This window comes from Streptosporangium sp. NPDC023825 (assembly GCF_040639575.1).
In the GTDB taxonomy this organism is placed as follows: Bacteria; Actinomycetota; Actinomycetes; order Streptosporangiales; family Streptosporangiaceae; genus Streptosporangium.
The window spans coordinates 39,042-59,413 of the sequence record NZ_JBFAAE010000032.1 but is presented as its reverse complement, the minus strand read 5'-3'; the positions used below and the strand labels follow the sequence as shown (position 1 = coordinate 59,413).

At 71.5% G+C, this 20,372-nt stretch carries 18 protein-coding genes; 11 read left to right on the top strand and 7 right to left on the bottom strand.

Annotated elements, in window-relative coordinates:
• Positions 1–4: 4 nt before the first annotated feature.
• Both AB0G15_RS25735 and AB0G15_RS25730 read left to right on the top strand, forming a co-directional pair.
• Positions 5–673, top strand: coding sequence for a Crp/Fnr family transcriptional regulator (locus AB0G15_RS25735; RefSeq protein ID WP_362844439.1), 669 nt, complete (start codon positions 5–7; stop codon positions 671–673).
• Positions 674–838: 165 nt separating this feature from the next.
• The gene (locus AB0G15_RS25730) at positions 839–2,323 is read left to right on the top strand and encodes an MFS transporter (RefSeq protein ID WP_362844436.1); all 1,485 of its coding nucleotides are present in this window, start codon (positions 839–841) and stop codon (positions 2,321–2,323) included.
• Here AB0G15_RS25730 and AB0G15_RS25725 read toward each other — a convergent pair.
• Positions 2,309–2,974, bottom strand: coding sequence for a TetR family transcriptional regulator (locus tag AB0G15_RS25725; protein ID WP_362844522.1), 666 nt, complete (start codon positions 2,972–2,974; stop codon positions 2,309–2,311). The two genes, AB0G15_RS25730 and AB0G15_RS25725, sit on opposite strands and share 15 nt — an antisense overlap.
• A gap of 82 nt (positions 2,975–3,056) precedes the next feature.
• Between AB0G15_RS25725 and AB0G15_RS25720 the strand changes: the two genes are divergently transcribed.
• Entirely contained in the window at positions 3,057–4,493 is a 1,437-nt protein-coding gene (locus AB0G15_RS25720; protein ID WP_362844433.1) for an MFS transporter, read from the top strand.
• A gap of 198 nt (positions 4,494–4,691) precedes the next feature.
• Here the strand turns inward: AB0G15_RS25720 and AB0G15_RS25715 are convergent, their stop codons facing one another.
• A complete protein-coding gene (locus tag AB0G15_RS25715; protein WP_362844520.1) occupies positions 4,692–6,776 on the bottom strand; it encodes a PhoX family phosphatase in 2,085 nt (694 codons plus the stop codon).
• A 198-nt stretch (positions 6,777–6,974) separates the two neighbouring features.
• Between AB0G15_RS25715 and AB0G15_RS25710 the strand changes: the two genes are divergently transcribed.
• Positions 6,975–7,430: a sterol carrier family protein gene (locus AB0G15_RS25710; RefSeq protein ID WP_362844430.1), complete on the top strand. Its 456-nt coding sequence runs from the start codon at positions 6,975–6,977 to the stop codon at positions 7,428–7,430.
• Between the two features lie 55 nt (positions 7,431–7,485).
• Here the strand turns inward: AB0G15_RS25710 and AB0G15_RS25705 are convergent, their stop codons facing one another.
• A complete protein-coding gene (locus AB0G15_RS25705) occupies positions 7,486–9,096 on the bottom strand; it encodes a hypothetical protein (RefSeq protein WP_362844427.1) in 1,611 nt (536 codons plus the stop codon).
• Between the two features lie 160 nt (positions 9,097–9,256).
• Here AB0G15_RS25705 and purF point away from each other — a divergent pair, with 160 nt between their 5' ends.
• Entirely contained in the window at positions 9,257–10,702 is a 1,446-nt protein-coding gene (gene purF / locus AB0G15_RS25700) for an amidophosphoribosyltransferase (RefSeq protein ID WP_362844424.1), read from the top strand.
• A 28-nt stretch (positions 10,703–10,730) separates the two neighbouring features.
• On the top strand, positions 10,731–11,756 hold the full coding sequence (gene purM, locus AB0G15_RS25695; protein WP_362844422.1) for a phosphoribosylformylglycinamidine cyclo-ligase: 1,026 nt from the start codon (positions 10,731–10,733) through the stop codon (positions 11,754–11,756).
• A 292-nt stretch (positions 11,757–12,048) separates the two neighbouring features.
• On the opposite strand, the gene AB0G15_RS25690 is transcribed toward purM, so the two are convergent.
• Together AB0G15_RS25690 and AB0G15_RS25685 are read right to left on the bottom strand one after the other, a co-directional pair.
• Entirely contained in the window at positions 12,049–12,282 is a 234-nt protein-coding gene (locus AB0G15_RS25690; protein WP_344747622.1) for a DUF3073 domain-containing protein, read from the bottom strand.
• Positions 12,283–12,431: 149 nt separating this feature from the next.
• A complete protein-coding gene (locus tag AB0G15_RS25685; protein ID WP_362844419.1) occupies positions 12,432–13,538 on the bottom strand; it encodes a Glu/Leu/Phe/Val dehydrogenase dimerization domain-containing protein in 1,107 nt (368 codons plus the stop codon).
• A gap of 179 nt (positions 13,539–13,717) precedes the next feature.
• On the opposite strand from AB0G15_RS25685, the gene AB0G15_RS25680 reads away from it, so the two are divergent.
• Both AB0G15_RS25680 and bldC read left to right on the top strand, forming a co-directional pair.
• Positions 13,718–14,575: a hypothetical protein gene (locus AB0G15_RS25680; protein ID WP_362844417.1), complete on the top strand. Its 858-nt coding sequence runs from the start codon at positions 13,718–13,720 to the stop codon at positions 14,573–14,575.
• 318 nt (positions 14,576–14,893) lie between these two features.
• A complete protein-coding gene (gene bldC, locus AB0G15_RS25675; protein ID WP_013133571.1) occupies positions 14,894–15,097 on the top strand; it encodes a developmental transcriptional regulator BldC in 204 nt (67 codons plus the stop codon).
• A 191-nt stretch (positions 15,098–15,288) separates the two neighbouring features.
• Here bldC and AB0G15_RS25670 read toward each other — a convergent pair whose 3' ends face one another.
• Positions 15,289–16,011 carry a TetR/AcrR family transcriptional regulator gene (locus tag AB0G15_RS25670; RefSeq protein WP_362844415.1) on the bottom strand — a complete coding sequence of 241 codons (723 nt, stop codon included), beginning with the start codon at positions 16,009–16,011 and terminating at the stop codon, positions 15,289–15,291.
• Positions 16,012–16,146: 135 nt separating this feature from the next.
• Between AB0G15_RS25670 and AB0G15_RS25665 the strand changes: the two genes are divergently transcribed.
• From AB0G15_RS25665 to AB0G15_RS25655, 3 genes are all read left to right on the top strand, one after another.
• On the top strand, positions 16,147–17,235 hold the full coding sequence (locus AB0G15_RS25665; protein ID WP_362844412.1) for a LacI family DNA-binding transcriptional regulator: 1,089 nt from the start codon (positions 16,147–16,149) through the stop codon (positions 17,233–17,235).
• Between the two features lie 123 nt (positions 17,236–17,358).
• Positions 17,359–17,607: a hypothetical protein gene (locus AB0G15_RS25660; protein WP_362695682.1), complete on the top strand. Its 249-nt coding sequence runs from the start codon at positions 17,359–17,361 to the stop codon at positions 17,605–17,607.
• Between the two features lie 211 nt (positions 17,608–17,818).
• On the top strand, positions 17,819–18,718 hold the full coding sequence (locus AB0G15_RS25655) for an N-acetylmuramoyl-L-alanine amidase (RefSeq protein ID WP_362844409.1): 900 nt from the start codon (positions 17,819–17,821) through the stop codon (positions 18,716–18,718).
• Between the two features lie 6 nt (positions 18,719–18,724).
• On the opposite strand, the gene AB0G15_RS25650 is transcribed toward AB0G15_RS25655, so the two are convergent.
• Positions 18,725–20,263: a N,N-dimethylformamidase beta subunit family domain-containing protein gene (locus AB0G15_RS25650; protein WP_362844407.1), complete on the bottom strand. Its 1,539-nt coding sequence runs from the start codon at positions 20,261–20,263 to the stop codon at positions 18,725–18,727.
• Positions 20,264–20,372 lie beyond the last annotated feature (109 nt).

Sequence of the window (20,372 nt, the reverse complement as noted above, 5' to 3'; positions counted from 1 at the left end):
GGTTATGACTTCTTCCCCCGAACCGGGCGAATTCATCACATTGCTCACAGAGGACGAGGTAAAGGCCCTGTACGCCGCCGGGCGGCCCCGGCGCTGGGACAGGGGCGCGACGATATGCACCGAGGGCGACGTGAGCGACTGGGTGCTCATCCTGACCTCCGGCCGCGTCAAGGTGTCCTCGCACACCGCGGTCGGCAGTGAGGTGGTCCTCGCGGTGCGCGGGCCCGGGGCGCTGCTCGGCGAGTTCGCGGCGATCGACGGGCTGCCCAGGTCCGCCACGGTCACCGCCCTCGAACCCGTGGAAGGGATCACGGTCCGCGACTTCTCCTCGTACCTGCAGGCCCATGGGAGAGTCGCCGTACTGCTGATGCAGATGGTGACCGGCAAGATGCGCGACTCCGACCGCAAGCGCATCGAGTACGGCGCGTTCGACACCACCGGCCGCGTGGCCACCCGGCTGGTCGAGCTGGCCGAGCGGTACGGCGAGCCGGACAACGGCGGGGTGCGGGTGGCGCTGCCCCTCTCCCAGGACGAGCTGGCCGGCTGGACCGGGGCCTCCCGCGAGGCGGTCAGCAAGGCGCTGCGCTCCCTGCGCGACCGCGGGCTGATCGAGACGGGCCGGCGCCGCGTGATCATCCATGACATGGAGGGCCTGCGCAAACGGGCCCGCTGAGGGCACGCCGTACCGAGAAGGGCCGCACGACCGGCCGTGCGGATCAGCGGAGGGGCGTGCCCGCCCCGGAGAGGAAGGGCACGCCCTCGGCACGCGGAGGCCGGGACGCGCTTCGGGGTGAGACCGGATCACGGCCGACGTACAACGTACGTCAGACTGGGAGCCATGGTCGCAATCCCCCAAGACCTGCCCGGATCTCCTGAATACCTCTCGAAACTCCGCTACGCGTGGCGGGTCTGCTCGGTCACCAGCCTCGGCCTGGTCATGATCGGCATCTCCGGCAGCACCCTGAACGTGGCGCTTCCCACCGTGGTCAGGCACTTCCACGCGGACGCGTTCTCCGCGGGATGGGTCCTGCTCGCCTTCCTGCTCGTCAACACCGCGACGCTGGTGTTCTTCGGCCGGGTGGCCGACCTGCTCGGCCGCCGGGAGATCTACCTGGCGGGGTTCGTCCTGTTCACCGCCGGGTCGTTGCTGGCCGGGCTCTCGCCGGGCATCTGGTTCCTGATCGCGATGCGCGCGGTGCAGGCGGTCGGTGCCGCGATGATCCTCGCCAACGGAACCGTGATCATCACCGACGCCTTCCCTCCCGACCGGCTCAGCCAGGGCATGGGCGTCTACATCGGCACCCTCTCGGTCGCCCAGCTCGCCGGCCCCACCCTGGGCGGCCTCGTCGCCGAGACCGCCGGCTGGCAGTGGATCTTCTGGATGAACGTGCCCGCCGGGTTGATCGCCCTCACCTGGGGCGCGTTCACGCTGCGCCGCGTCCCGCGGGGAGAGCGCCGGCCGGTGGACGCGCTCGGCAACCTGATCGTGTTCGCCGCCCTCTCCGCCGCCCTGATCGCGCTGTCCGAGGCGGGCTCGCGCGGCCTGTCGAGCCCCGTGGTGATCGTCGGCGCGGCGATCGCGGCGGTGCTGGTGCCGGTACTGGTCGTGGTGGAGCGCCGGGCCTCGCATCCCGTGCTCGACCTGCGGCTGTTCGGCGAGCGCATGCTGGCCTTCGCCAACCTCGCCTCCTTCTGCAACGCGCTGGCGCGCTCCGCGCTGATCCTGCTGGTCGCCCTCTACTTCCAGGCTGCCATGGGCGTCGACGCCGTCACCGCGGCCCTGGGCGTGCTCCCCGTCCCGATCGGGATGGCCCTCGCCTCCCCCGTCGCCGGCGCCCTCGGCCGCCGCGTCAGGCCGTACGCGCTGTCGGTGGGCGGCGCCCTGATGAGCACGGCCGGCCTGGGCGTCCTGCTCCTGAACACCGACCCCGTCACGCCGTACTGGATCATCGCGGTGGGCCTGTTCCTGTGCGGCTGCGGCAGCGGCACCTTCCTGACCGGCAACACGACCCAGGTCATGTCCGCCCTGCCCCCCGGGAGCCTGGGCGTGGTGAACGGCTTCCGGCTCATGATCATGAACGTCGGGATCGTGCTGAGCGTCGCGCTCACGCTCAGCGTCCTGACCGGCTCGGTCAGCGCCGAGCTGCGCGGGCAGGTGTACGCGGGCACGCTGTCGCGCGTCTCCCCCGTCGCCGTCGAGCATCTGATGACCGGCTTCCAGCGGACCTACGCCGTCCTGTTCGCCGTCGCGCTCACAGGCGCCCTGACCGCCGCCCTCGCCCGGCCCCGCCGCTCCGGCCGCGCGGGGTCAGCCCCCTCCTGAACGGGCGGACAGCGCCTCGATGCCGGCCATGAGGAGGTCGACGCCGAAGGTGTCGTAGAGGTCGGGGGCACCGCCCTCGGAGAGGGGCACGGCCATCTCCACGATGTGCGGGTAGACGTCCGGCGGCAGCGACTGGAGCCTGAGCCGCTTGAGACGCATCCGCTCGGCCGCCTCCTGCTCGGGGAGCCCGGGTGGGCAGGGCTTCCTCGGACCCGCCGCCAGCGCGATCGCGCCGCTGAGCAGGTACTGGGAGATCATGCAGCTCTCGTCGCCGGAGAACCCGCCGCGCTTGGCGAGACCGAGGGCCGTGTCCCAGACCGCCAGGTAGGCGGGCACCTCTATGTGGTCCACCGCGCCCAGCACGTCCGCCGCGCACGGGTGGCGCCGCAGCACCCTGACCAGGCCCGCGACGAGCTCGCGGAGCCCTTCCTGCCACGGGCCCGCGTAGCCCCCCTCGATCACGAAACCCTCGATCAGGTGGCCCGCCATGCCGGCGGTCAGCTGTTCCTTGTTCTTGAAGTGCCAGTAGAGCGCCATCGGGGTGACGCCCAGCTCCTGGGCGAGCCTCCGGATGGTCACCGCCGCCAGCCCTTCGGCGTCGCCGATCTCCAGCGCCTGCTCGACGACCGCCTCGCGGGTCAGTTTCCCCATCACGCTTGACAACTATACGCCGTACGGGTTCCACTGTGCACCGTACATGTACGTCGTATAAGTACAACGTAGAGGACAGGGAATGACGGACACCCGCAGGTGGTGGGCGCTGGGAGCGATCTCACTCGCCACTTTCATGACATATCTCGACAACAACGTGGTGAATGTGGCGCTGCCCACGATCCAGCGCGACCTCGGGCTGAGCATCTCCGGGCTGGAATGGATCGTGAGCGGCTACATCCTGGTGTTCGCCGGGCTGATGCTCGTCGGCGGGCGCCTGGCCGACGTCTTCGGGCGGCGGCGCGTCTTCCTGATCGGCCTCGTCGTGTTCACCGCGGCCTCGTTCGCGGCCGGGACGGCCACCGACGGCGGCGCGCTGATCGCCACCCGGGCGGTGCAGGGCGTGGGGGCGGCGTTCCTCACCCCCACGGCGCTGGCCCTGCTGACCTCGATCTTCCCTGACAGCAGGGAACGCGCGACGGCGGTCGGCCTGTGGAGCGCGGTCGGCGCGCTCGCCCTCGCCCTCGGCCCGCTGACCGGCGGGCTGATCAGCGAGCGCTGGCACTGGGGCTGGATCTACCTGATCAACGTGCCGATCGGGATCGTGACACTCGGCCTCGGACTGTGGGCGATCAGGACGACCCCGCGGGAGACGGTACGGCGCGGCCTCGACATCCCCGGTCTGGTGACGTCGAGCCTGACGCTCTTCGCGCTGACGTACGCGCTCATCGAGGGCGCGGGGGCCGGATGGACCTCCCCGGAGATCCTCGGCGCCTTCGGGATCGCGGCCGTGTCGGCACTCGCCTTCGTCACGATCGAGCGCCGGAGCCGGGAGCCGATGATCGACCTGTCGCTGTTCCGGTCGCGGGTGTTCAGCGGGGGCACGCTGTCGATGGGCCTGTGGTCCTTCGGGGTGTTCGGCATCTACTTCTTCACCGCGCTGTACCTGCAGAACGCGCTGGGCTTCTCGCCGATCGAGGCCGGGGCGGCGTTCGTGCCGATGGCGCTGGTGATGGCCGTCACCGCCACCCTCGCCCCGAGGCTGGACCGGGCCCTGGGCACCGCGCGGACCGTGGCGGCCGGGCTCCTGCTGATGGCCGTGTCGGTGTTCGGGATCTCGTTCGTCGGGGAGGGCGCGTCGTTCGGCGACCTGCTGCCGTGGTTCCTGGTCTACGGGGTGGGCGGCGGCATGCTGGTGCCGCTCACCACGGCGATCCTCGGCGCGCTCCCGGCGGGCAGGACGGGGGTCGCCTCGGGCGTGCTGAACGTCTCGCGCGAGGTCTTCGGCCTGCTCGGCATCACGGTCCTGGGCGCGATCCTCGGCGCGCGGCAGTCCTCGCTCCTGGCGGAGGGCGCCGGGCAGCTGACCGCCTTCCTGGACGCCTACCGGTACACACTGGTCGTCGCCGCGGCCATCGTGCTGGTGGGCGTGCCGGTGAGCCTGCTGTCACTGCGGGCCTCCCGGACCGCCGGCCCGCCGGTGGCCGCCGAGGAACGTCCCGCCGTGCCGGTGGGCTGACGCCCCGGCACGCGGGAGGGCACCGGCCCGCGTTCCCTGGGCGGGGCGCGGGCCGGTGCCGGAAGCGGTGCGAGCCGGCGGCCGGACCGGGACCCGGCCCACGTCCCCCCGAGCGGGCGCGGGCCGGTGTCCGGACGGAGCCCGGCCGGTGCCGGGACGCGAACCGCGAGCGGACGCGGGTGCGAGCCGGCGGCCGGATCAGGAACCGATCTTGCCGCCCTTCGCGTGCCAGGCGACCACGACGGACGGGCGGGGCTGGGAGGAGCCGCCGTCGGGCCAGTGGCTGGTGGGGGCCTCGGCGGTGGCGCCGGTGGTCTCACCGGGGTGCTGCACGGCCACGAAGACGCTGCGCTGGTCCGCGCTGACCAGCGGGCCGCAGGTCTCCGCGCCGACCGGCACGCTCAGGAACTGCTTCAGGTGACCGCGCTCGGGACCGCGGACCGGCATGGCGAACAGGCCGTCGTGGGCGCCGAGCTGGCTGCCGTCGGTGGAGATCCAGAGGTTGCCCTCGGCGTCGAAGGCGAGGTTGTCCGGGCAGGAGATCGCCGAGACCTTCGTCTTGTCGAACCCGGCGAAGTAGGTCGCCGGGTCGTTCGGGTCGCCGCAGACCAGGATCAGGGACCAGGCGAAGGTCGTGGCCCCGGCGTCGTTGCGCCGCTCGACGATCTCCAGGACGTGGCCGTGCTTGTTGGCCGGACGCGGGTTGGCCTCGTCCACCTGGGCCGGGGTCCGGTTGCTGTTGTTGGTCAGGGCCACGTAGACGGCGCCGGTGACGGGGTTGCGCTCCACGTCCTCGGGACGGTCCATCTTGGTCGCGCCGACCTTGTCGGCCGCCGTACGGGTGTAGACGAGCACCTCCGCGGCCGTCATCCCGGGAACGTGCGAGACCTTGCCGGTGACCAGCGGGATCCACTGGCCCGAGCCGTCGAACTGCCCGTCGGCGGGGAGCTTGCCGGTGCCGTCGATCTCGGTGGCCGGGCTGTCGCCGGTGAACTTCGCCACGTACAGCGTGCCGTCGTCCAGCAGGGTCCGGTTGTGCCGGTCGAAGCCCCGGATGTAGCGCTCCCGGGAGACGAACTTGTAGACGTACTCGGACCGGGAGTCGTCGCCCATGTAGGCCACCACCCGGCCGTCGGCGGCCAGGGAGGTGGTGGCGCCCTCGTGGGCCAGCCTGCCCAGGGCGGTGCGCTTGATCGGGGTGGAGTCGGGGTCGAACGGGTCGATCTCCACGATCCAGCCGGTGCGGTTGACCTCGTTCGGGTGCTTGGCCAGGTCGAAACGCTCCTCGACCCTGTCGAACCGGCGGTTGCCGCTCGGGATGCCCGTGGTGGTGTTCACCGCGTACCGGGTGAGGTACGGCTTCTGCGCCTCGGGCACGCCGTTGCCGTTGACGAAGTACTGGTTGAAGTTCTCCTCGCCGCTGAGCACCGTGCCCCACGGCGTGGTGCCGCCCGCGCAGTTGTTCAGCATGCCGATCGGCGTGGTGCCCCTGGGGTCGGCGGCGGTCTTCAGCAGGTCGCTGCCGGCCGCCGGGCCGGTGAACTTCATGGGGGTGTGAACCGTGATGCGGCGGTTGTAGCGGCGGGAGCCCCGGGTGACCAGCTTCCACTGGCCGGACCCGCCCACCCGCTCGATCTCGACCACCGAGCCGCCGTGCGCGGCCAGCGCGATCCTGATCTGCTCCTCCGTCGCGGAGGTGCCGTCCGTGTAACCGCGGAACATCAGGTTCTCGTCGGTGTACTCGTGGTTGACCCAGAGCAGGCTCCGGTGCTGCCCCAGCGGGAAGAAGGTGACGTAGTCGCAGTTGTAGCCGAACTGCTTGGCCTGCGCGGCGGCCGTCTGGTTCTCGAAGTCGAACGCGGGGGCGCCGGGCAGCACCGGGTCGCCCCAGCGCACCACGGCCGCCGACAGGTAGCCCGAGGGGACCGTCACCTTGTCGTCGGTGTTCGGCGCGATGGCGGTGAAGCGGAGGCCGCTCTTCTGGCCGTGGCCGTTCCCGTGACCGTGGCCCCCGCCGAAGGTGTTCGCGTCCACGTCCGGGTCGGCGAGGGCGGGGAGCGCCGTACCGATCCCGACTCCGGCGACGATGGCGCCCAGGGCGCCGGCCCGCAGCATGCCGCGCCGGGTCATCGCCTCGGCGACCACGTCGCCGAAGTAGCTGTTGTCGCTGGTGTTCGTCACATCGTGGGCGCACTGGTCACCGCAGCGAAACCGGCAGGTGAGCGCGCTGCGTCCACCCTTGTGCGGGCTCGTGAGCAGGGGGAGCAGTCGGCGCGGCGACATGTTCGCCACAGGGTCCTCCAAAAAGGGGCGAGGTCTTCCGGCCCGGAGGCTACGCGGGCCGGCCGAACCCGAGGTGAACGACGTTGACCGGGACGATGAACCGTTCGCCGGAACGAGCCGCCCGGGGCGTCGTCCTAGGGCGCCGTCTCAGGGCACTGTTCCGGGGCACTGTCCCGGGACGCGGCTCCGGCGGGCATCATGGATCACGTGCCACCTCACAAACCCGACGCGGCCAAGGTCCGCGCCGCCCTCGACACCCAGCTGAGCGCTCTCGACGAGCCGCCCTACGACGGACCCGGAGGGCTCGCGGCGCTGCTGGGCGCCTGCGTGAGCGTGGTGACGCGAGCCTTCGAGCGGGAGATCCGCCCGGAACGGGAGATCACCCGCTTCGCCGTACGGCACCTGCTGGACGAGCTGGCGACGGCCGCGCCGGGCAGGACCGTCGAGGTCCGGGTCCCGCCCTACGCGGCGGTGCAGTGCGTCGAGGGTCCCCGCCACACCCGGGGCACCCCGCCCAACGTGGTGGAGACCGACGCGCGCACCTGGCTGGCACTCGCCACCGGCGCTCTGACCTGGTCCGAGGCGATGGCCGCCGGAAAGATCGCGGCGAGCGGGGCCCGCGCCGACCTGTCCGGCCACCTTCCTCTCCGATAGCCGCCCCAGACCTCTTTGACAGCCACCCCAGGCGGGCCGTGAGCTCCGTCCGCCGTTACGGGGTGGCCGGCACCTGGACGCCGAACCTGTCCTCGATGCAGCGCCGCTGCAGCTCCGGCGGCAGGTTGACGCAGTCTCCGACCTTGCTGTAGAGCCAGCTCATGAACACCGCGGCGATCACCAGGGTGAGAAGGCTCAGCGCGATCCCCACCCACGCCCGGCCCGGCCTGGACTTCTTGACGAGCGCGACGATGCCGACGATCAGGCCGACGATCGCCACCAGCACGCCGAGGCCGCAGATGACGAGCGACACGATCGCGACGATCCCGAGCACGAGCGCGGCGGTGCCCAGCCCGCCGCCGGACTTGCGGCCCTCGTCCGGGTACGCCGGGTAGGGCGTGGCGTACGGATAGCCGGGCGCGCCCGGCGGGGCCGGGTACGGCGTGCCGCCCTGGAGCGGCTGGGAGGGACCGGCCGCGGGTGACGGCTGCGCGCCGGGACCGCCGTAGGGCTGCCCTGCCTGCTGCGCCTCCCCGTACGTCGGCTGCTCCCCGTAGCCCTGCCGGCCCGTTTGCTGTGGTTGGCCCGGCTGGGGCGCTCCCGGGGCGCCGGGAACGGGCGGCCGGTCCGCATGGAAGCCACCGGCGGGCTCGACGGGCTCGGCGGGCCGCTGCGGAGCCGCCGGTTCCCCGGAGGACTCCGGTTGCTCGTAGCGCGAGGGCGGGGTGGGGGCGGCCGATGTCCCGGGGTGGTCCGTCCTCCCGGGGCGGTCGGACTCGCCGGAGGTCTCCGAGGCGCCCTCCCAGCCGGGGTAGGCGGACGGCGTGGTCCCCGGCACCGTGTAGGGCTGCCCCTCGGGCGCCGCCCCCTCACGAATCCCCTCGGATGTCCCCTCACGGGTGCCCCCGGGCGCGCCCTCCCGCGCTCCCTCGGACGGGTCGCCCGTCGATTCCCGGGCCCGTCCCCCGGACTCCGGCGCCTCGTACCCCGAAGACCCGGAGGCTTCCGAGGCCCAGGAGGGTCCGGGAGTCCCGGACTGCCCCAGGTACCCCGGCGCGGCGTACGGACCGCCCGCCTGGTCCGGCGGCGGCACCTCGGGCGCGGACGGCGTGTCCGGATGCGGCGGAATCCGCGGCTCGGCGGGAATCGCGGACGGCGGCCAGGTCGGGGCCTCGCCGGGATCGGGCACGGGCGCCTCGGGATCAGGCTCCTCCCACGGCTCCGGGGTCGGGGGCGCCGGCGTCCCCGACCCCCACACGGAGCTCTCGCCGGGCTCCCGGCCCTGCGGCTCGGCCCGGCCGGGGATCTCCGTCCACCCGGTCGGCTCGGTCCTGCCGGAAGGCCCGGCGGTCGGCTCGGTCCTGCCGGAAGGCCCGGCGGAACCGGCGCCGCCGGGATGCTCGGCGGAACCGGAGGGATCGGCCCACCCGGCGGACTCGCCCGCCGGGGCGGGAGGTTGCCGCCACGTGGGCGGCTCGTTCGAGGGAGGGACGGGCCAGGCGGTCGTCTCCGGGACGGCGGGCTCCTGCTCGCCGGGGACGGCCGCCTCCTCGGAGGTGTCCTGTGGCTCCTCCGAGCCGGACCCTTCCTGTCCCTCCTGCTCTGGGCGCCTGTCCCTCGGCACTCGCCGCGGGTCGGGCTGGTTCGGGTCCACAGGTGTTGTCACGTCTCTTCTCCCGACGCTCGGGCATGCCGGATATCTCACACTCCCCTGTCAGCCACCGGCGAAACAGGCTGACACGGCAAAACACCGATGATCGTTCGGTCAGGGTGCTACATGCCGCGGAACGGACCCTGGGTGCGAGCAGGGAAGAAGCCGACCTAGAATGAAGCATGTGCTGAAGGGCGACGGCCATCTGAGCCATGACCTTGATCCTCACGACCGGCCTCCGAAGGACGCATGTGGCGTCTTCGGGGTGTGGGCCCCTGGGGAGGAAGTCTCCAAACTCACCTACTACGGGCTGTACGCGTTGCAGCACCGCGGCCAGGAGTCCGCGGGCATCGCGGTCAGCGAGGGCAGCAGGATCCTCGTCTACAAGGACATGGGCCTGGTGGCCCAGGTCTTCGACGAGTCCGTGCTCGGGACCCTCCGCGGCCACCTGGCGATCGGCCACTGCCGCTACTCGACCACCGGGTCCAGCGTCTGGGAGAACGCGCAGCCGACGCTGAGCTCCACGGAGTCCGGCGGGCTCGCGCTCGCCCACAACGGCAACCTGATCAACACCCCGGAGCTGGCCAGGCGCCTGGCTCCCGGGTCCACCAGGGCGACCACCGACACCGAGGTGCTGACGACGCTGCTGGCCCAGGACCGCAGCCAGTCCATCGACGACGCGGCGGCCGAGCTGCTTCCGCAGGTCAGGGGCGCGTACTCGCTCGTCTTCATGGACGAGAAGACCCTTTATGCGGCCCGTGACCCGCAGGGCGTGCGCCCGCTGGTCCTGGGGCGCCTGGAGCGCGGCTGGGTGGTCGCCTCGGAGACCGCGGCGCTGGACATCGTGGGCGCCACGTTCGTCCGCGAGATCGAGCCCGGGGAGCTGATCACCATCGACGAGCGCGGCGTGCGCTCGCGCAGGTTCGCGCTCGCCGAGCCCAAGGGCTGCCTGTTCGAGTACGTCTACCTGGCCCGCCCGGACACCACGATCGCCGGGCGCGGCGTGCAGACCACGCGCGTCGAGGTCGGCCGCGTGCTGGCCCGCGAGCACCCGGTCGAGGCCGACCTGGTCATCCCGACCCCCGAGTCGGGCACCCCCGCCGCCGTCGGCTACGCCGAGGAGAGCGGGATCCCCTACGGTCAAGGTCTGGTCAAGAATTCCTACGTGGGCCGGACCTTCATCCAGCCGTCCCAGACGATTCGCCAGCTGGGCATCCGGCTGAAGCTCAACCCGCTGAAAGAGGTCGTCGCGGGCAAGCGCCTGGTGGTCGTGGACGACTCGATCGTGCGGGGCAACACGCAGCGGGCGATCGTCAAGATGCTGCGCGAGGCGGGCGCCACGGAGGTGCACGTCCGGATCTCCTCCCCGCCGGTCAGCTGGCCGTGCTTCTACGGCATCGACTTCGCCACCCGGGCCGAGCTGATCGCCGGTTCGCTGAGCGTGGAGGAGATCCGCGCCTCGCTCGGCGCCGACTCGCTCGGATACATCTCGCTGGAGGGCCTGACCGCGGCCACCACGATCCCCGCCGACCGGCTCTGCCGTGCCTGCTTCGACGGCGAGTACCCGATCCCGATCGACCAGGACAACGTGGGCAAGTACGTGCTGGAGGCCAAGCGTTGAGCGGGCCGGGCGCGCAGAGAGAGGCTTCATGACCAGCTACGCGGCCGCCGGAGTGGACATCGACGCGGGCGAGCGCGCCGTCGAGCTGATGAAGTCGAAGGTCGCGCGGGCGCGCAGGCCCGAGGTCGTGGACGACGCCAGCGGTTTCGCCGGCCTCTTCGACGCCTCGGCCCTGCTGTCGTACCGGCGGCCGCTGCTCACCACGTCGACCGACGGCGTGGGCACCAAGGTCATGCTGGCCCAGCGGCTCGGCAAGCACGACACGATCGGGATCGACCTGGTCGGCATGGTCGTCGACGACCTGGTCGTCTGCGGCGCCGAACCGCTGTTCATGACCGACTACATCGCCTGCGGCAAGGTGGTCCCCGAGCGGATCGCCGAGATCGTGGGCGGTGTCGCCGAGGGCTGCCGCCTGGCGGGCTGCGCTCTCGTCGGCGGGGAGACCGCCGAGCACCCCGGGGCCATGGAGGCCGGCGAGTACGACCTCGCGGGTGCCGCCACCGGGGTGGTGGAGGCCGACAGGATGCTCGGCCGCGACAGGGTCCGCGCGGGCGACGTGGTCCTCGCGCTGGCCTCCTCGGGCGTGCACTCCAACGGTTACTCGCTGGTCAGGCACATCATCGACCGGGCCGGGCTGTCCCTGGAGGCCGAGCTGCCCGAGCTGGGGCGGACGCTGGGCGAGGAGCTGCTGGAGCCGACCAGGATCTACTCCCTCGACTGCCTGGAGCTGGCCCGCGCGGTCGACGTCCACGCGTACGCCCACATCACGGGCGGCGGCCTGGCGGGCAACCTGTCCCGCTCTCTGCCTCCCGGCCTGGACGCGCTGCTCGACCGCTCGTCGTGGACCCCGCCCGCCGTCTTCGAGGTGCTCGCGGGGCACGGCGGGGTGGCTCAGGCCGACATGGACCGGACGTTCAACCTGGGTGTGGGCATGGCCGCGGTCGTGCCCGCCGAGGCCGTGGAACCGGCCCTGGCGCTGCTCGGGGAGCGGAATCTCCCCGCCTGGGTGCTCGGCGAGATCGTCGAGGGCTCGGGCCAGGCGCGTTTCCGCTGATCAGCCCGCCTTCCCGGCGAAGGCGACCCCGCGGCTCCCGTATCCCTCCCGGCCGGTGACACCGGCCGGGAGGATGCGCCGGATCCTGTCACCGGGCTGAGGATCTTGTCACCTGTCCGAAGGGCCGGCCGGTCCGAAGAACCGGGAGGGGACGCGCCGGATCCCCGGCGGGTACGGCGAAAAGCGCTCCGGACCACCGGAGCGCCGCATATCGTCGACTCGTAGCGAGAAGAACACCCGGTGGCTTGTGCTCACCACCGGGTGTCCTGCTCACCGTCAACCTGAAATCCGCCTAGCGGCGGCCGGATGTCCCGTCGTCGCGGTCATCTCCGGAGCCGAAGTCATCGGCGTAATCGGCATACCGATCCGCCAGCTCGTCGTAGGCGTCGTTGGAGTCGTCATTGTGGTTGGAGTCGTCTCTGACTCCGAGCTCGTCGCGCAGACGCTCAAGATCAGTGCCACCGCTGTTGTACTTCAGCTGGCGAGCAACCTTGACCTGCTTGGCCTTTGCTCGGCCGCGCCCCATTGGCTCGACCCCCTCGTGTGGGGTCGTGCCCGACCCCTCGTCGCTAACGCACCACGCACTGACGCCACCTGACTTAGGCGTCAGCTCTCGTTCGCCTACAACCGTACCCGTTTTACGCCCGGCTCGGTACGTCGTATGGGCGTGTGGGGCTAGTGGCCCAGCCAAATGCCCCTAATTCGCCCGACTTCCGACATTCTGCGCTCAGCCAGCCTATCGGCTGCGACGGCCGGAGGGACGCCATCCTCCGCCGCACTAGAGAAGATCTTGAGAGTCGTGTCGTAGATCTGGGTGGCCTTTGCCTGGGCCCGCTCCATGTTGAATCCCCTGATCTCGTCCGCGACCTGGATGACGCCGCCGGAATTGACCACGTAGTCGGGCGCGTAGAGGATCCCGCGGTCGGCGAGCTGCTTCTCCACGCCCGGGTGGGCCAGCTGGTTGTTGGCCCCGCCGCAGACGATCGCGGCGCGCAGGCGGGCCACCGTCTCGTCGTCCAGCGCCCCGCCGAGGGCGCACGGCGCGTAGACGTCGACGTCGGCGGCGGTGAGCTCCAGCCGGTCGGCGACGACCTCGACCTGGGGGTGGATCCGCCGCAGCCGTTCCACGGCCCGCTCGCTCACGTCGCAGACCACGACCTCCGCGCCGTCCTCGATCAGGTGACCGACCAGGCGGTGGCCGACCTTGCCCACACCCTCGACGCCGACGCGCCTGCCGCGCAGAGTCGGCGTCCCGTACGTGTGCTCGGCGGCGGCGCGCATGCCCTGGAACACGCCGAGGGCGGTCAGGATCGACGAGTCGCCGGCCCCGCCGTTGGCCAGCGTGCGGCCGGTCACGTAGGAGCACTCGCGGGCCACGATGTCCATGTCCTCGCTGTAGGTGCCCACGTCGCACGCCGTGTAGTAGCGGCCCCCGAGCGACTGGACGAACCGGCCGTAGGCGCGCAGCAGCGCCTCGCTCTTGTCCGTCGCCGGGTCGCCGATGATGACGGCCTTGCCGCCACCGAGGTCGAGCCCCGCCAGGGCGTTCTTGTAGGCCATCGCCCGCGAGAGGTTGAGCACGTCGGCCAGCGCGGCCTGCTCGCTCTCGTAGGGATAGAACCTGGTACCGCCCAGGCCGGGGCCCAGGGCGGTGTTGTGGATGGCGATGATCGCGTGGAGGCCGCTGCGCTCGTCGGAGCAGAAGACGACCTGCTCGTGCCTCGCCTGGCCGCCGGTTACCGGGCCCGTGTCCTTGTGGGACAGCCCGAAGACGTCGGTCACTGTGGTGACTCCCAGTCGTTCGTTACCGCCGCACCGTCGCGGCGGAGATCACCCTCAGCGTAACCACATGTCCGTAAAGGCACGACGTGCGCGAACGTCCCATCTCAATGGCCGAGACGGCCACCGCGGAAGCCGGTCCGCTACGGACAACGGCCGGTCCTTCGTGACACGATGCGGTCGTGCTGCCCTACGCCGCGTACCTCCGCGTCTACGAACCGCTGGTCGCGTTCGCCCCGGCGGAGCGCGTCTCGTGGGCCGCCTATGCCGAGGCGGCCGACCGACCGCGCCGAGCGAGCGCCCTCCACGCCGAACACGGCGAGGCGATGCGACGCCTTCTGGGGGTGCCACCGGCTCCGGCACCCGCCCAGGAGAGCCCCAACGCCTATCTGAGGCGCGTGGAGGAGGTCCTGTACGTCTGCCCGTGGCAGAGCAGGTTGAGGTCCTGGCTCGCCTTCTCACGCTTTCGCGGGGCGACCCCGCCCAAGTTGATGGAGCGTTTCGTGCCACCCGCCGTCGCGGAACAGACGGCCGACGACTTCGACCGGTTCAAGCGCCGCACCGACTCCGCCGCGCTGCGCACGCACATCCGCGGCTCCACCTGGCACGTTCCGACCTCGTGGTTCGTCCCCTTCGACGGCAACGAGCGCTGGCTGGTCATCGACGGCGGCGAGGGCAAGGGGGGCACGACCACCACGCGCAACCTGATCTACGTCACGTCCATGGCCCACGCCAGGCGCCGCAGTGCCCGCGCCCTGCAGATCATCAGGAGGCAGGTGGGCGAGGTCTCGGTCACCGCCGAGGTCGAGGACGTGGCGCGCTGGCTGGAGGAGTTCCACCCGCATTCGCTGGTCGAGCTCGACTACGGCGGCATCGTCAACCTCATGGACGACGAGACGCTCCAGTCCGACGAATCCGTGGCGGAGCTCGCGGCGGCGCTGACAGGTCTGGAAAAAGGCGAGGAAGAACTGGCGTTCGCCATGTACCAGCGCGTCATCCTCCGCTGGCGATCAATACAACTTCTCGAATCGGCAAACTGAGTCGCAAATCATCCCTTCGACCTGCGTAAGTAGGTCCGTCGATGACCGGGGATGCACCTACGAACTGAGTAGTTTGCCGTTTTCACTGCGATACCACGAAACGTGTCGCTAGAATCACCGAGCGTGACAACAACACGTGCACAAGAGAGATGAGTCGCTCAAAGGCTCGCCAATCGCTCTACGTGGCTGTATGGTCACATCGGGTGATGCCGCATATGGCCCAAACAGCCGCACGCAAGGGCCATAGGCGGACATCCGTGACAAGCGTCAAGTCGCAGGATCGCTGTCGCCGGTCCACATGGAGGAGAGGCCGCACAAATGTCAGCTCGTACACCCGAGGCAGAGCCGCTGCTCACCCCGGCGGAGGTCGCAACCATGTTCCGCGTCGATCCCAAGACCGTGACCCGGTGGGCGAAGGCGGGCAAGTTGACGTCCATCCGCACCCTGGGTGGACACCGCCGGTACCGGGAGACTGAGGTTCGCGCGCTGCTCGCGGGGATTCCGCAGCAGCGCTCAGAGTAAGACGGGGGCCGTCACTGACCTAGGGGGATTGGTGCGCGCTCACCCTTTGAGCGTGTAGGCCACACGGGTTTGTGGGGAGCGGCGTCGCCCGCCCGGCGCCGCCCCAGCACGCACCCCGCCCTCCGGCACGTGCTCCGAACGACCGAGCGCGTGCTCTGAAGGGTTCGGAAGCACCTTCCAGGGGGTTTCTCTCAGCCGTCCGCCCCGGGCCTCTCCCGGTCCGCAGGGCGGCTCGATCCACCTCTGACCAGGTTGTCCAGCAACTCGCCGACCTGCGAGTCGTGCTCGGCCGCCACGCCGAGCAGCGCCACCATCTGACCGATCAGCATGCGCTCCAGCGCCGGCCGCTCGATGTCGCGGCGCTCCAGCCAGTCGAGGCCCGCGGTCTCGACGGAGGCGATCCACGAGCGCAGCGTGACGCGGAGCACGGGGCCCGGTTCCTCGACCCGCATCTGCTTCATGATCAGTTTGAGCAGCCGGTGCCTGACCGCGTCGACGACCTCCCCGATCTCGCCGCTGCTGTTGGCGGGGCCGCCCTTGAGCAGCGCGGCGAAGCCCGTCGCGTGTTCCTCGACGAAGTCGAAGTAGCGGGTGAGGCCCCCGATCAGCTCGTCCAGCGGTTGTCCGCCCTGAGGTCTGAGCCTCGCCTCCAGCTGGGCCGCGGCGCTCTTCAGCGCGGCGACGTAGAGCTCCTGCTTGCCGCCGAAGTAGTGGTAGACCAGGGCCCGCGACGCGCCGGCCGCGGAGGCCACGTCGTCGATCGACACGTATTCGGCGTCACGCCTGCTGAACAGCTCCAGGGCCGCCGCCATGAGCTCCTCGCGGCGCCGGTCGACGGTGAGCCTGCGCCGCGCCGGTCGCGCGCCGCCCGCCGCGGGTTTCGCCCGTTCGGCGGCTCCGGATGTCGACCCCACACCGCGAAGCCTATCGGAGCCGATCCGCCCGGCGCCGGGGTCAAGATCGGAGTTCCCTTCCGCGCAAGCCGTACCCCATTCGGAACTCGATCGTTTTGAGTGACAGGTGCCCATCCACCATCGCGGGGGAGAGCCATGTCAGGACCGCCGGTCAACACCACCGTCACCCGAGCCCGCGGGTTCGCCGAACCCGTTCTGTCCGAGGGGGGCGGCGGGCCACGCCCGAGACCCACGATCCGCAACGTGGCCGAACGAGCCGGTGTCTCCAAATCACTGGTCTCGCTCGTCCTGCGCGGATCGCCCCACGTCAGCGAGCATCGCAGGCAGGCCGTGCTCCAGGCGGCCAGAGACCTCGGCTACCGGCCCAACGCGGTCGCGCGCAGCCTGGTCGAGGGCCGCACCCACCTGGTCGGGGCGCTCGTCGCCGACCTGCACAACCCGTTCTACGCGGAGTTCCTGGACGGCCTGCAGGAGAGCCTGCACGGCGACGGGCTGAGACTCCTCATCGGCAACAGCCAGTGGGACCCCGCCTTCGAGGACGAGGCGGTCGAGGCGTTCCTCGAGCTGCGCGTCGACGGGCTCGTCCTGCTCGGCATCGCGCCCACCAGCGGGACGCTCATCGAGGCCACCGGCTACACGCCGACCGTGGTGGTGGGCGAGCGCGACATCGACCTCGGCGGCGTGGACATCGTCGTCGACGACGACCAGCTCGGCGCCCGCCTCGCCGTCGACCACCTCGTGGAGCTCGGTCACCGCAGGATCGCCCACATCGAGGCCTCGGGCATCTCCTCCGGGCGCTTCCGGTGCGAGGGCTACCTGGTCGCGATGCGCAGGCACTCCCTGGCGCCGTACATCATGGTCGAGGAGGGCGAGTCCAGCGAGGAGGGCGGCGCGAGGGCGGCGCACAGCCTGCTCACGCGTGACCCCCGGCCCACAGCGATCTTCGCCGCCAACGACCTGGTGGCCATGGGCGTGCTGTCGGCGGCCGCCGAGCTGGGCCTGCGGGTGCCCGAGGACCTGTCCGTGGTCGGGTACGACAACATCCACCGCGCCGGGACCCAGCCGATCTCGCTGACCACCGTGGACCAGCCGCGCCGCGCCATGGGCCGCTCCGCCGCCGCGCTGCTGAACGACCGGATCGGCGACCCCGGCAAGACCTCGCGCCTGCGCCAGGTCGCGCCGCAGCTGGTCGTACGGCACAGCACGAGTTCCGCCGAACGTTAAAGAGCCTGCCTGGAGCGTTACAGCACGCCCGGGCAGGCTCCATGACCTCCCCAAAACCGGGTCAACATCGTGAACGGCGGCGCGCCGCCCGTGTTGACTCTGGCCGAGACGAGGGGGGTAACAATGCGTGATCCGGAACTGGTGTCATGCGCCCAGCGGGCCGCCGCCGAACTCGAGCGGGCGTGGGCGCACTGGCGGGCCGCCCGGGGCCGCAACGGCGACGCCGGGGCTGAGTCCGTGGCCAGCTACGTGGCCCATTCGATCGACCATCCCTGGGGACGGCCTCGCGTGGTCCTCGGGCTGGACGCCGAGGACGCCAGGGAGCTCGCCGCGCTTCTGCAGAAGCTCGAGGTCGGCGAGCACGCCTGGTGACGGGCCCGCACCGCCTTCCGTCTTCCGCGACGGGGAAGCAGCTCCGACGGGGAAGCACCTCCGACGCGAAGGCACCCCTGAGGGGGAGGCACCCCTGACGGGGAAGCACCTCACGCCTTGTGACGGGCGGGCACATATCGCGACAACGGCCGTGTCACGCCCTCAGGCCACGTAAGTTGGGTGGTCGACGACTTCCTTGGGGGCGATGAGCGTGACCGGTAAAGCACTCGCGGCGACCCTTGTCCTGTGCGGGCTCGGCGTCGCCGCCTGCGGCGGAACCGCCGCGGGCGCGGACCTCGCGCGCGAGCGCGGGCTCGTCCCTCACGCGGCCGGAACGGCCGCGGCCCCGGCGGCCGACGGCGCCGCCGAGACCCTGACCGGCCCGGCGGCCGGTGCGGCGGGCGATCCCACCGCGACTTCCGCCGCCGGGCGCGGCGGCGAGGGTCACGAGCCGCTCAGCGGCAAGATCGTGGTCATCGACCCCGGCCACAACGGGCAGAACTACCGCCACCCCGCGGAGATCAACAAGAAGGTCAACGTCCTGACCCAGTGGAAGGCCTGCGACACCACCGGCACCGCCACCGACAACGGCTACAGCGAGGCGGCCTTCACCTGGGACGTCTCGCAGCGCCTGGCCAAGATCCTGAAAAGCCGCGGCGCGACGGTGAAGCTGACCCGCGACAGCAACTCCGGCGTCGGGCCGTGCATCACCCAGCGGGCCGCGATCGGCAACAGGGCGAAGGCGGACGCGGCGATCTCGATCCACGCCGACGGGGCGAACGCCGCCGACCACGGCTTCCACGTGATCATGCCGGAGAGGATCGGCGGCCCGGTCGACCCGGTGGTCAAAGCCTCCAGCAAGCTCGGCCTGGACGTGCGGAACGCCTTCAGGCGCGGCACCGGCCTGTCGTACTCCACCTACATCGGCAAGAACGCCCTCGACTATCGCAACGACCTCGGCGGCCTGAACCTCTCCACGGTTCCCAAGATCTTCATCGAGTCCGGCAACATGAGGAACCCCACCGAGGCGGCCAAGTTCCAGCAGCCGGCGTTCCGGCAGAAGATCGCGCTCTCCCTGGCCAACGGATTGCAGCAGTACCTGCAGCGGTAACCCGCGTCAGCGGCCCGGCGGGCCGCCCAGGCCCAGGGCCTCGAGGTTGTCGCGGGCCGGGTGGCGGCGCGCGGCCGGACCCGCCGCGAAGGCGCGCAGGATGTTCCCCGTCGCCCTGCGGACGAAGGCCCCGGCCCGGTCCGTGACGCCGTGGCCGCAGCGGGCGCCCCGCATGGCGCACACCCAGCGCATCGTGCCCGAGCTGAACACCGCGGCGCCGCTCGGCACGGTGTAGTAGGCGCTGTGCGCGACCGTGGCGCGGCCTCCGCAGTCCACCGGGGACACCGACAGGACCTCCATCGGGCGCGGCACGCCCGCGCCGACCCTGTCGGTCTCCACACCCACCATCCCGGGGAAGGTGGTGCCGCGCCGCACCCCGGTCCCCCTGAAGATCCAGTTGCCGGGACGTCTGACCACGTAGGCGGACTCGGAGGGGAAGCAGTCGTACATCGGGCCGGTCAGGGAGCTCTCCGGCCTGGCTGTGGCGCGCCACAGGATCGTCCCGGAGTCCTCGGCGGCGTCCTTGTGGCAGACGACCAGGCGGCGCGGGCCCAGGCGCGTCGCGGCGAGGCGGACCCGCCAGTAGACGGCGTTGGCGCCCAGGAAGGCGAGGTTGGTGCCGCGGTCCCGGGCGGCCTCGACGGTGCGGCGCATGCCCGGCGACCAGTACTCGTCGTGCCCCAGGGACACCAGGCCCCTCGCCCCGTCGAGAACGCGCGGGTCACGGTCCAGGTCCAGGCTCGTGACGTAGGCGAGCGGTAGGCCGCGACGCTCGGCGAGCTCGATGGCGTCGCGTTCCATGTCCAGGAAGAGCCGCGCTCCTGAGGCGTCGTACGGGCGGTCGAAGCTGACCGCCCGGGACCTGTCCCCGAAGCCGCCGGGCCCCTCGTAGAGGCTGCGGCCGCCCCAGCCGTTGTACGCCTGCCAGGTGGTGACCGCGTTGACGACGACCAGGCGTCCCCGGGTGGAGGCGGACCTGACGGTGAGGGGGACGTAGCGCCGCCCCCCGGTGGCGGCGTCCAGCCGGATCAGGTAGGAGCCCTCGGGCCAGCCCGAGGTGTCCACCTCGGGGCCGGGTTCCCAGTGGGCGGCGGTCACCGTCCCGGTGGCGGCGATCGTCCTGGGCGGCGCCTGCCTCGTGCCGGGCAGCCCGGCCGCCCGCCAGACCTGCCTGGCCCCCACTCCGCCGTACCAGCCCATCCGGAAGGCCGTGACGGTGTAGCGGCCGGCGGTGGTCGAGACGTACAGCCGGAAACGCTCTCCGGGCAGCACGCTCACCCGGTCGGCGAAGCCCTCGATCTCGTGCTCGGCGCCGCGCCGGCGCAGCCGCCAGCCGGGATCACCCTCCCTGGCGTTCTCCGCCACGGTGGCGTCGCCGTCCCCCTCGGCGCTCCGCACCGCGGAGGAGGACTCCGACGGAGTGGGCGAGGGCGGGGTGGGGCGCTCGACGGCGGCGGAACACCCGGCGGCCAGCATGATCGCCACCGGTATCGCCACCAGGGCCGCCAGCGGTGTGCGGGCCGGGTGCCTGGACGCTTGGAACATGAGCAGCAGCATGACCGCGCGAGGGTTCTCCCCCGGCTCTCCCGCGCGGTACTTGGGCGGTTCTTGGCTCCATGTCCGGGGTCGCCAGGGTAAAGGGCTTATTTCTCTG

Excerpts from the sequence above, each read along its gene's own strand:
- AB0G15_RS25735 (WP_362844439.1), top strand. The coding sequence starts at position 5 with ATGACTTCTTCCCCCGAACCGGGCGAATTCATCACATTGCTCACAGAG.
- AB0G15_RS25730 (WP_362844436.1), top strand. The coding sequence starts at position 839 with ATGGTCGCAATCCCCCAAGACCTGCCCGGATCTCCTGAATACCTCTCG.
- AB0G15_RS25725 (WP_362844522.1), bottom strand. The coding sequence starts at position 2,974 with ATGGGGAAACTGACCCGCGAGGCGGTCGTCGAGCAGGCGCTGGAGATC.
- AB0G15_RS25720 (WP_362844433.1), top strand. The coding sequence starts at position 3,057 with ATGACGGACACCCGCAGGTGGTGGGCGCTGGGAGCGATCTCACTCGCC.
- AB0G15_RS25715 (WP_362844520.1), bottom strand. The coding sequence starts at position 6,776 with ATGTCGCCGCGCCGACTGCTCCCCCTGCTCACGAGCCCGCACAAGGGT.
- AB0G15_RS25710 (WP_362844430.1), top strand. The coding sequence starts at position 6,975 with ATGGATCACGTGCCACCTCACAAACCCGACGCGGCCAAGGTCCGCGCC.
- purF (WP_362844424.1), top strand. The coding sequence starts at position 9,257 with ATGAAGCATGTGCTGAAGGGCGACGGCCATCTGAGCCATGACCTTGAT.
- purM (WP_362844422.1), top strand. The coding sequence starts at position 10,731 with ATGACCAGCTACGCGGCCGCCGGAGTGGACATCGACGCGGGCGAGCGC.
- AB0G15_RS25690 (WP_344747622.1), bottom strand. The coding sequence starts at position 12,282 with ATGGGGCGCGGCCGAGCAAAGGCCAAGCAGGTCAAGGTTGCTCGCCAG.
- bldC (WP_013133571.1), top strand. The coding sequence starts at position 14,894 with ATGTCAGCTCGTACACCCGAGGCAGAGCCGCTGCTCACCCCGGCGGAG.
- AB0G15_RS25665 (WP_362844412.1), top strand. The coding sequence starts at position 16,147 with ATGTCAGGACCGCCGGTCAACACCACCGTCACCCGAGCCCGCGGGTTC.
- AB0G15_RS25660 (WP_362695682.1), top strand. The coding sequence starts at position 17,359 with ATGCGTGATCCGGAACTGGTGTCATGCGCCCAGCGGGCCGCCGCCGAA.
- AB0G15_RS25650 (WP_362844407.1), bottom strand. The coding sequence starts at position 20,263 with ATGTTCCAAGCGTCCAGGCACCCGGCCCGCACACCGCTGGCGGCCCTG.